Source organism: Methanosarcina sp. DH2 (assembly GCF_020804225.1).
GTDB lineage: Archaea > Halobacteriota > Methanosarcinia > Methanosarcinales > Methanosarcinaceae > Methanosarcina.
This window is the reverse complement of the sequence record NZ_WJBI01000021.1, coordinates 64414-73913: the sequence shown is the minus strand read 5'-3', so window position 1 is coordinate 73913 and position 9500 is coordinate 64414. Positions and strand designations below refer to the sequence as shown.

Annotated in this window: 11 protein-coding genes; 7 read left to right on the top strand and 4 right to left on the bottom strand. The window is 42.2% G+C overall.

Annotated elements, in window-relative coordinates; genetic code table 11:
• From FXV91_RS18040 to FXV91_RS18020, 5 genes are all read left to right on the top strand, one after another.
• Window positions 1–394 (top strand): IS5 family transposase (locus tag FXV91_RS18040; RefSeq protein ID WP_229392176.1); only part of this gene is annotated, 394 nt, incomplete at its 5' end.
• 177 nt (window positions 395–571) lie between these two features.
• Window positions 572–1207 (top strand): cell surface lipoprotein, encoded by a 636-nt coding sequence (locus FXV91_RS18035; RefSeq protein ID WP_229392175.1) that lies wholly within the window; start codon window positions 572–574, stop codon window positions 1205–1207.
• A 24-nt stretch (window positions 1208–1231) separates the two neighbouring features.
• Entirely contained in the window at window positions 1232–2398 is a 1167-nt protein-coding gene (locus tag FXV91_RS18030; protein ID WP_229392174.1) for a tRNA (guanine(10)-N(2))-dimethyltransferase, read from the top strand.
• A gap of 126 nt (window positions 2399–2524) precedes the next feature.
• Window positions 2525–3187: a MarR family winged helix-turn-helix transcriptional regulator gene (locus FXV91_RS18025; protein WP_229392173.1), complete on the top strand. Its 663-nt coding sequence runs from the start codon at window positions 2525–2527 to the stop codon at window positions 3185–3187.
• A 49-nt stretch (window positions 3188–3236) separates the two neighbouring features.
• Window positions 3237–3932 (top strand): DUF2110 family protein, encoded by a 696-nt coding sequence (locus FXV91_RS18020; RefSeq protein ID WP_229392172.1) that lies wholly within the window; start codon window positions 3237–3239, stop codon window positions 3930–3932.
• 165 nt (window positions 3933–4097) lie between these two features.
• On the opposite strand, the gene FXV91_RS18015 is transcribed toward FXV91_RS18020, so the two are convergent.
• Complete coding sequence (locus FXV91_RS18015; RefSeq protein ID WP_229392171.1) at window positions 4098–4838, bottom strand: V4R domain-containing protein; 741 nt, start codon at window positions 4836–4838, stop codon at window positions 4098–4100.
• A gap of 483 nt (window positions 4839–5321) precedes the next feature.
• Here FXV91_RS18015 and FXV91_RS18010 point away from each other — a divergent pair, with 483 nt between their 5' ends.
• Window positions 5322–6080, top strand: coding sequence for a PspA/IM30 family protein (locus tag FXV91_RS18010; protein WP_229392170.1), 759 nt, complete (start codon window positions 5322–5324; stop codon window positions 6078–6080).
• Window position 6081: 1 nt separating this feature from the next.
• Window positions 6082–6360, top strand: coding sequence for a hypothetical protein (locus FXV91_RS18005; RefSeq protein ID WP_229392169.1), 279 nt, complete (start codon window positions 6082–6084; stop codon window positions 6358–6360).
• Window positions 6361–6616: 256 nt separating this feature from the next.
• Here FXV91_RS18005 and FXV91_RS18000 read toward each other — a convergent pair whose 3' ends face one another.
• The 3 genes from FXV91_RS18000 to FXV91_RS20065 all read right to left on the bottom strand — a co-directional run bounded on the left by FXV91_RS18000 (window position 6617) and on the right by FXV91_RS20065 (window position 9496).
• Window positions 6617–7066: a universal stress protein gene (locus FXV91_RS18000; protein ID WP_229392168.1), complete on the bottom strand. Its 450-nt coding sequence runs from the start codon at window positions 7064–7066 to the stop codon at window positions 6617–6619.
• Between the two features lie 782 nt (window positions 7067–7848).
• Window positions 7849–7980 (bottom strand): hypothetical protein, encoded by a 132-nt coding sequence (locus tag FXV91_RS20070; RefSeq protein ID WP_255680702.1) that lies wholly within the window; start codon window positions 7978–7980, stop codon window positions 7849–7851.
• On the bottom strand, window positions 7955–9496 hold the full coding sequence (locus tag FXV91_RS20065) for a histidine kinase dimerization/phosphoacceptor domain -containing protein (RefSeq protein ID WP_255680701.1): 1542 nt from the start codon (window positions 9494–9496) through the stop codon (window positions 7955–7957). Before FXV91_RS20065 ends, FXV91_RS20070 begins: the two co-directional genes overlap by 26 nt.
• Window positions 9497–9500: the final 4 nt, after the last annotated feature.

Genomic DNA, 9500 nt, shown 5'->3' with positions numbered 1-9500 from the left:
AGGTATACCATTATCGGTTACTGTTGATGGAGCAAATCGTCACGATAAAAAGCTTGTAAAAGAGACTTTAGATGCCATTATTTTTGAAAGAACTTCTCCAGATGATGTTATTCAGAATATGTGTATGGATAAAGGATATGATTTTCCTGATATCAGAGAACTGGTTAAAGAATATGGTTACACTGCCCATATCAAAAGCCGTGGGGAGGAAAAAGTAAGAATAGAGATACCAGGTTTTAGGGCAAGGAGGTGGGTTGTCGAAAGGACACATTCCTGGATAAACAGATTCAGAAGACTGCTTATAAGATGGGAAAAGAAAATTGAGAATTACCTTGCTATGCTACATTTAGCATGCGCATGGATAACACTCAGAGCAGCAGGACTTTTCGGATAGGTTCTAATAAGCTGGCTAACCTTAACTCCAGAAGTTAGTTTTTCAGGGAAAATCGGTAAAATCGATCACAAACAAACTATTTTTTAAAATAAGGCTTATTATAAGAAAGTGTTATTATTTAATAAGGCTTATATTGAACTGGGAGTACAAAAATAAAACTCAAGCAAGGGGGAAGTAATGGCAATAAAAAAGTTCATTCTGCTCCTCATAGTCCTGTCAGTATTAATATCTGGCTGCCTTAATTCGGGGGAAGATCAGGAGCAAGAAGAGGACGACTCCGGTGATTCCAGCGGCTCTGGCGGGACTTCAGGAGGAACGCAGAGATATGAAGAAGAGCAGACTCCAGAAGAGACAATAATACCAGAAGAAATGGGAACGCCGGTGGAAACAGAAACATTCGGGGAGATGGGGACGCCCTGGGAAACAGAAACATTTGAAGAGACGGAAACACCTGGAGAAACGTTAACTCCGGGTATGGGGGACGGAACTGAAGAAGAACAAACCGAAAACTTGACTGGCGAAGAGGAAGAAGCCACGAATGTACAGTCTGCGGGAACCGAACCAAGAACTTACCTTGTAAGGCTCAGGGACTACGTGTTTATTCCTTCGGAACTGGAGGTTAATACAGGGGATCTTGTTGTATGGAGGAATTTTGAAGACAGTGTTTTTACCCTGACCAGCGAGGAAGGGCTTTTCGAGGACCAGAGGCTTGGATACGGAAACACCTTTAATTACACATTCACTGAAACCGGAAGCTACAATTTCAACGCTAACGGATATCCAAACATGCGGATGACCATCACTGTAAAATAATATCCCAAAGTATAGCAGCTTTAGATGATCTGTAGAACCATAGTGGAAGGGACAACAAAAATTTCGGTTCCGGTCCCACCTCCGGATGCAAATTTCCCTCCCTCGGCAGCGCCGGTGTTCTATAACCCGGAGATGGAGCTGAACCGTGATATCAACGTTGCAGCAACTGCAGCATTTGTGGAGAGGCTTCTTTCAAGAAAAGATATAAAGAGAGAGGAGATCCGCTACGTGGATGCCTTTTCAGCATCTGGAATCCGGGGGCTCAGGATCGCAGGAGAGGTAGGGATCAATGCGACCATGAATGACTGGAGCTCTGAAGCCTTCGAACTGATAAAGGAAAATATAAAAATTAACGGGCTTGAAGAAAAAGCCCAGGCTACGCGCAAGAACGCTAATGTTCTGCTTCATGAGCAGAAATTCCATATCGTGGATGTCGACCCATTCGGAACTCCTGCGCCTTATCTGGATGCGGCTGCAACCTCGGCGCAGAGTATGCTCTCGGTTACTGCAACGGATACTGCGCCCCTCTGTGGAGCCCACCTTAACTCAGGGATCAGAAAGTATGCAGCGGTACCTCTGAACACGGAATACCACAGCGAGATGGGCTTAAGGGTTCTGCTCGGAGCCTGTGCAAGGGAGCTTGCAAAACACGAAAAAGGGATGACTCCCCTGCTTTCCCATGTTACACGCCATTATGTCCGTGCTTATCTCGAAATCATCCCCGGGACCAAACAGGCTGACAGGACCCTGAAGTCCATGGGATTCAGCATTCACTGCCCCAAGTGCGGGTTCAGGGGGCCTGTTTATGGGCTTGCCGTCCATATTGAGCGGGAATGCCCTGCCTGCGGGGCACTGACGAAGATTGCGGGTCCTTTATGGCTTGGGCCTTTCAAAGAACCGGAATTCTGCAATGAAGTGATTTCAGAGCTTGAAGCGCACCCTCTGAATACAAAAGATAAAGCCAGAAAAATAATTACATTCTGCAGGGATGAACTCGATATCCCTATGTTCTATGACCAGCATGTAATTTGCAAAGAACTGGGGGCTTCTGCAACAGGTATCGAGAGCCTCATAGAGGCACTTAAAGCCAGCGGATTTGAAGCCTCAAGAACTCATTTCAGCGGGACTTCTTTCAGAACAGATGCTCCTGTAGTCGAAATAAAGAAAATAATCCTGGCACTTTCAGGATGAAAAGTAATACTCATCCGGGTACCAGAAATAAAAAACTGTTCAAATATTATATAAACTATTAAAGAATAATAAACGCCTGAGCTCAGTTCCGGAAATAATCCGCTAAAAAAACTCTGTGTGATATTCATGCCCGACGAAGATGCAGAAAAGTTGTTTTTGCAGGAAAAACCCACGCTTGCACTGCTATTTATAGGTTCTATGGGAAAAACGTACGCTTCAGTTATTTCAAAGGAGATAGACTCGACATTTGCACATACTACAAGGATCCTTTCGAAGATGGAACAGTCCGGACTTATAAGATTCACATTCGAAGGACGGATAAAGTTTGTTGAACTTACCGAATATGGAAAAGAAGTGGAAACTGCCCTTGAAGAGTTCCGAAATATAATTGCAAAAGAGTCTCTTTCCAGAGAAAAAAGCCTTACCTCAAGAGAAGATGAAACAGCAGGGGAAGGCGAAGAAACTGCAGACAAAGAGCCCGAAGAACTGGAAGGAGAAGCCGAAAGTGAAAAAGCAAAAGAGCTTGACCCTTTCAGTGCTGAAATTCTTGAAAAGATCAGGAATCTCAGAAATAAAATAGAGAGCATCTACAGGGAAGCAATTGAAAAGGGACAGAGCAAGGAAATGGTTTCCAGAAAACTTGGCCCTTACAGCAGGGATGTCAAAAAACTGCATAACCAGATTGAAAAGGCAGAAACTCCTGTTGACGAGACAGTAATTTCAGCCCTGGATGAGACCGAAGGTCTCCTTGAATTTTACCTGAAGAGCTCAAAGCCGGAAAATACGTGATTCACGGCAGGTGCAGGCAGGCAAAAGAGAATAAATCGGCAGGAAGAAAATGAGAAAAGTTGTAACCCTCCAGCATATTTATGGAAAAAACCGGGAAAGAATGGCTGAACTCCTGAAAAACCTGGTTGAGAATGAATTGAAAGACCTTGAGGTAAAGGTTGAAGTTTCTATTACCCCGGAAAACTGGACAGAGTTTTCCCTCGAGGGAGAAGATGAAGAGGTATCAGAAAATATCCTGACATCCAGGTACGGAAATCCTGTAAAAAAAGCAGAACCTGGGAAAGTGTACATGGGTTTCCTTCAGGCTTTTCCGGAAGACGCTTTTATAGTCAATATCGGCACCCCTGTGCATGTTGAGGCTGAGGAACTCAAAGCCCTGGGCAACGGAAAGCCAAAACAGCTTGCATCGAGGTTCGGCCTGATTCCTCACCTGCCGGTCGAAATTGAAGTATTTGAGGCGAACAAAAAAACAAAAGCCCGTTTCACCAAAAAACAGCTTGACCTCTGGTGGAGCTGGAAAAAAGCAAGCACCGACCGGGTTATTGTTAATGGTGCTACTCGCTCTGAAATAAAAAGTGCAATAAAAAGAACAGGGCACGGCAGGGATATTTACGAAATCGAGCGCCTGGGGTTGCTTGAGCATGCAGTCATATGCCGCGAAAAGACAGACGGACCGGGAATCGTGGCAGCAATAGGCCCGCGCCTGAAATCTGAAATGGGAGTCGTAATCGGAGATTCCCGTTAATTTTCATTAACAACTGCCTTCCTGAAGGAAAAACTCAGCCTGGACCCGAAAATCAGGTTTTCCAGTAAACTTTTGTGAGGCAGTTTGCATTGAAATATTTGTCTCTTAAAAGGCTGAGTTCCTGAGGAAAATAGTTATGTAAAGTCGTGCATCTAAAAAAATAATTCATATTGTAATCTCAAAAAGACAGTGTGTGTGTCCGGTTCCATAGCATTCGGTTTCCAGGACTCCGCACTCTTTTCCCAGTTTTTCTTTAAGGACTCCTTCAATTATACCTTCTCTGAGGGCACAGAGAGGTTTTCCTGTAGCCGGCATGGACCTGGCCTTGAAGTCATCTTCAACCTGAAAAGCAGGAGAGTTTCCCATGAGCACAGAAACCTGACAGTCTCCATGAAACTCAATAAAGCTTGCAATTTCATTAAAAAGCTCTTCAGGGGCACTTGACTCAAAGTTAGAGGAGAGATGTTTTCCAATGTCGATTCCAATCATCCTGACAACAGGGGCATTGTTAATCCCATATGCTTCAAAACCAAACCGCAGCACATAAAAAAGGGTCTCCATAAAGCGGAACCTGTCGTTTCCATTTGTGGCAACTGTTTCCAGCAGGTTCCTGTAATGCCCGATGAACGGCTTCTGAGAGCAGCCCATATAATGAGAAGTCAGGGAATAGATCTTCTTGCGCCGGTCTTCAGGATCAGAGTTTTCTTCAACCAGCTCGCATGACCTGAGGTTATTAAGATGGACGGAAATGGTCGATTTAGCTTTTGCCGTGTGTTTTACAATCTCATCAAAAGACTTTGGCTCTTCCCTGAGCAAATTCAGGATCTGGAGTTTAACAGGGCTGTCTATGGCTATGAGCCCTTTTTCGGTATAAAAGAATTCAGTCTTATTCTCAGGTCTTGCCATAATATCTTTAGATAAGTTGTATTTTGAATATATAAAACGTTCGCGTGACTACGAATAATCATATGCGAAATATAATAATGCAGGCATAAAAATATAGAGGACCGATTCAAAGGGAAACAGAACAACATGAAATAAAATAAGTGAAATAAAATATCGTAAATAAAATAAGTGAAATAAAGTATCGTAAATAAAATCACGTATATAAAATAACTGAAATAAACTAAAACAAACTAAACTAAACTAAACTAAAATAAAATAAAATAAAATAAAATAAAATAAAATAAACTTGCGTAAAATAAACTGAAATAAAATAGATTACGGATAAACTAAAAATATAACTCCAGCCAAAGGACATAGGAAGAAAAGGGTGCTGCGAGAAAAAGTGCCAGAAAGGTTTTCAAAGAACCTTGCTCCAATATAGTGAGTAAACAAAACGTCAGCCTGATTATAGAATTATTTTTGAAAAATTAACGGGGAAAACACATGGGATTGATCTCAAGGATGGAAATGGTATTCAAGTCCAAAATGAATAAAGTGCTTAACAGAATGGAAGACCCCAGGGAAACTCTCGACTATTCATATGAAAAGCAGCTGGAGCTGCTGCAGAATGTAAAGAAGGGTGTTGCAGAGGTGACAACTTCTAAAAAACGCCTCCAGCTCCAGAGGGCAAAACTGATCCAGAGCAATGAGAAACTTGAGAAGCAGGCAAGAGATGCAGTTGCAGCTGACCGCGAAGACCTTGCAAGGCTTGCCCTCGAGAGAAAGTCTGCCCTCCAGCAGCAGGTGGATGGGATTGACAGGGAAATTATTGAAATCGAAAAGCAGGAAGAAAAGCTCATTGCCTCGGAAAAGCGCCTTTCTACAAAGGTCGAGATCTTCAGGACAAAGAAGGAGTCCATTAAAGCCCAGTATTCTGCGGCTGAAGCCCAGGTGAAGATAAACGAGTCCGTCACAGGGATCAGTGAGGAAATGGCAGATGTGGGACTTGCACTTGAAAGGGCTGAAAATAAGACTGACGAAATGAAAGCCCGTGCCGAGGCAATTGACGAGCTTATGGAAGCCGGCACACTTGAAGACCTCACAGGCAGCAGGGACGATATCGAACGTGAACTTGCAAAAATCAGCACCCAGACCAGTATCGAATCAGAACTTGCGAAACTCAAAGCCGAAGCAGGGAAAGGATCTGAAAAAACGAAAACAGGGGAAGAAGGCAAAGGTCCGGAAGAAAGAAAGGAGGTATAAAATGATAATCAGGATCATGGGTGAAGGACAGTACAGGGCGCCTGAAGCCCTCTGTGATGAATTAAACCAGATAGATAACAGAATTGTAGCCCTTGTTACAGAAGGAAAAACCGAAGAATTTCGGACAGAGCTTGCAAAGCTAATTTCCGAAATAAAAGGAAAAGGAGAAGCAATTGAAGCCGAAGAAATTCTGGAGTCCGATATTATCGTGCCTCCGGAAGACCTGAGCCTTGAAGAAGCAAGAGCCGTATTTAAGGGGTCAGGGATATTTGAAGATTAAGGAAATTCAATTTTAAGGAAATTCAATTTATGTAAAAAGAGGGTCAGGAGTTTCTATATCGGGCTTTTAGGATACTCTATAACCTGAGTACATCTATTAGTCTGAAATTCCGGTTCCTGACCCTTGAAAAAAGCAATTAGCAAAATACCAGGCACAGCCTCCAGATAGACTGTTTACTGGCCTGAGTATTAGCAATAAAAACTGTAAAAATAACTATCAGGTTTTCAAAGTTCTTTCAAAACCTAAAAACTTATAATCACCGTACAATCATTACAGGGACTTTTGAGTGCCTGAGAACATTCTCTGCCACGCTGCCTATAAGGAATCTTTTGACTCCTGTAATGCCCTGTGTGCCCATAACTATCAGGTCAATATTGCTCCCTTCTGCATACTCAAGAATCTTTTCAGCCGGGCTGCCTCTCAGATACACTGACTCTACTTTAACTCCTGCTTCTTTTCCAAGGTTTTCTACGTGGCCGGTTGCAGCTTCTCCCTTATCTGCAAGATATTCTTCAAATGCCTTGGTCCAGCCCATAACCGTCCGCGCAGTGCCTGCGTGCTCGGTAGAAACAACATGCAGGGCATAAACTTCAGCCCCTGTTGCCCGCGCAATCTCAATTCCATAAGAAACTGCTTTTTCGGCGTTTTCCGAACCATCCGTTGCAATCAGGATTTTTTTGAAACGATTTTCACCCGTCTTATCCACTCCTTTATACCCTATATTAAAATATACAGGTATTAATATTAAAATTCATCCTGAACGGAAAATGAGTTCGCAAGTAGGGATAAATCAGGGATGAGAATTAAAAATACTGCAATATGCGGTCTATTGTTAGTCAAATATCGAAAACTTTTTACAAATCTCAAACGAAACGGCAAAAACAAAATGATAAAAACAAAATGATAAAAACGAAATAGTAAAAACGAAATAGAGAAAACGAAATAGAGAAAACGAAATGGTAAAACAGGAAAAATAAAATGATCCCTGATTAATGGGTCTGATATTGCCGTAAACTCCCGCTAAACTAAAGATTTACCGGCTTCCTGAGTCATCCCTTCCCTCTACTGAGGACAAGTCATACAGGCTCTACCCCGCGTACCACAGGTGAAATGGAATATATGATCGTGAGATTACTTGAGATGCTTAGAGCTTCCGGTTTTCTYCGGCTTAATGTTCCCGATCYCTTCAGGYATACGATACCCTGTTATCCAACTCCCTCAGCTTGGTTTTCGCATTTTGGGTTGTGGTGACAGTATCTACTATTAAAKTAACTTAATACGAAAAATAGTTTAGCAGAATCAACAATTGAAAAATRTATGGAAGTTGASGCTTATATCCCATGAAATAAAGGTTTCATGGGTTCTACGCTTCTTCCTATAAAAGGGAGAAAACACTACGGAATAAATACTCTCCCTGTCTGAAAAACACTCCCCCAGGTTGTGGAAGCAATTTTTCTTTTTACTCAAAAATTTATATGTTTTTCAATTTTATGCCTGCTCATTTTTCAGGTTATCTCCCTGAACCATGTCCCGGAATTTAATCGTAAATTTTGTGCCGTTTCCCCTTTCAAGATCGAGACTTCCATCTATCTGGTCAACAAGAGCGTTCACAAGTTGCAAACCTAAGGGACTCCGTATTTCTGAAATCAACGTTTTCTGGGAGCCCTTTTCCATTATCTGAAAAGGTAAGCGTGAGATTCTCATAACTTCCAGATCCTCTTCCAGATCCGGCCTGGCTTTTTTCTAGGTCCCTAGCTATCTCTCTAAACAGGGCAATGTTGATCTCCCCTCCTTTCCCTGAAGGAAAGGCGTACTTCAGAGAGTTCGTAAAAAGTTCGTTGATTATAATGCCCAGAGAAACAGCTATGTCAACCCCCAGAAAGATCCTGTTAACTTCAAGGTACACCCGGATTCCGTAGTTCTCTGTATTATATGACCTTAAAAGGTCTGCTATTAATTTACGGATATAGGAAGAAAAATCGAGATAGTCAAGCTCTCCTGACTCGTATAATTCTTTGTGTATAAGCGATATTGAAACAATGCGGTTTTCGCTTTCCTTGAAAGCCTCAATAACTTTTCTATCACTGAACTTCTCGGCCTGCAGGTCAAGCAGAGAAGAAACTATCTGCAGATTATTTTTTATTCTGTGGTTAATCTCTTTTTTTCGAAGCTGATCGGCTTTTTTGCTTTCAGTTACATCCCTGCAGGTTTCGAGAATGCCTATAATATTTTCCTGATCGTCCATCACTGGAATTGCCTGAATAGCCCAGATCCTCCCGTTTTTTGAAGTAAACTCTACTGACTTTTTCTTCCCGGTAACGAAGATCTGATTAAGCTGGAGATACTCAGCTAACGGGCAGTTTATGTCCGGGGCAGCTTTTAGAAAAATTCCGACCGCCTTTTCAAGGCTAATCTGCATATGTTTAAGGGCAGCTTTGTTTGCCCAGATAATTCTAAACTCAGGGTTTACAAAAATAACCAGCTCGTCGAGCGAGTCGAGCAGAACCTTCTTTTCACGCTCCTGAGCTTTTAACTCCTGTTCTGTAAGATCCATTTCGTTTAACATCCTGTTTATCTCTCTTGACAGGCGGTAGAGTTCATCATTATCCTGCAGTGGCAGCCTTCTGGAAAGGTCTTTTTCAGACCCGATCTTTGTAATGAAGCTGTCAATTTCAGTTAGCCTGGAAATAAACAGCCTGTCAAGGGAAAACTTAACTCCAACCCCGGTCATTAGTCCTGTCAGAAGCAGGAAAAAGTACATGTAATTAAGGATTTTTTCGCCGTGTAAATAAAGTTCTCTTGGAAAATCCGCCCTGACAATCAGGGCAGGCTGGTTCTGAATATCCCTTAGCCAGAAATAACCTGCGATCTTTTCCTCACTCAAAGGCTTGACCATAATGTTATGGATTTCACCCTCCTGCTCTTTCAGTGTATTTTCATTTATTGTCTGAAAATCCGAAGGCAGCTCTTCATCTGTCCTGTACATCAGAAGAGAAGAGCGAGTAACTTTTTTAAAAGAATCAAGGAGTTCGTCGTCAAAGTATCTTCCAAATATTAGAGTGCCTTTTGAAGGTCCTTCATATTTTGTTGTGAGAATAGGGTGGCACGCAATAAACATGGGATCTTCATCAAGCAAAACA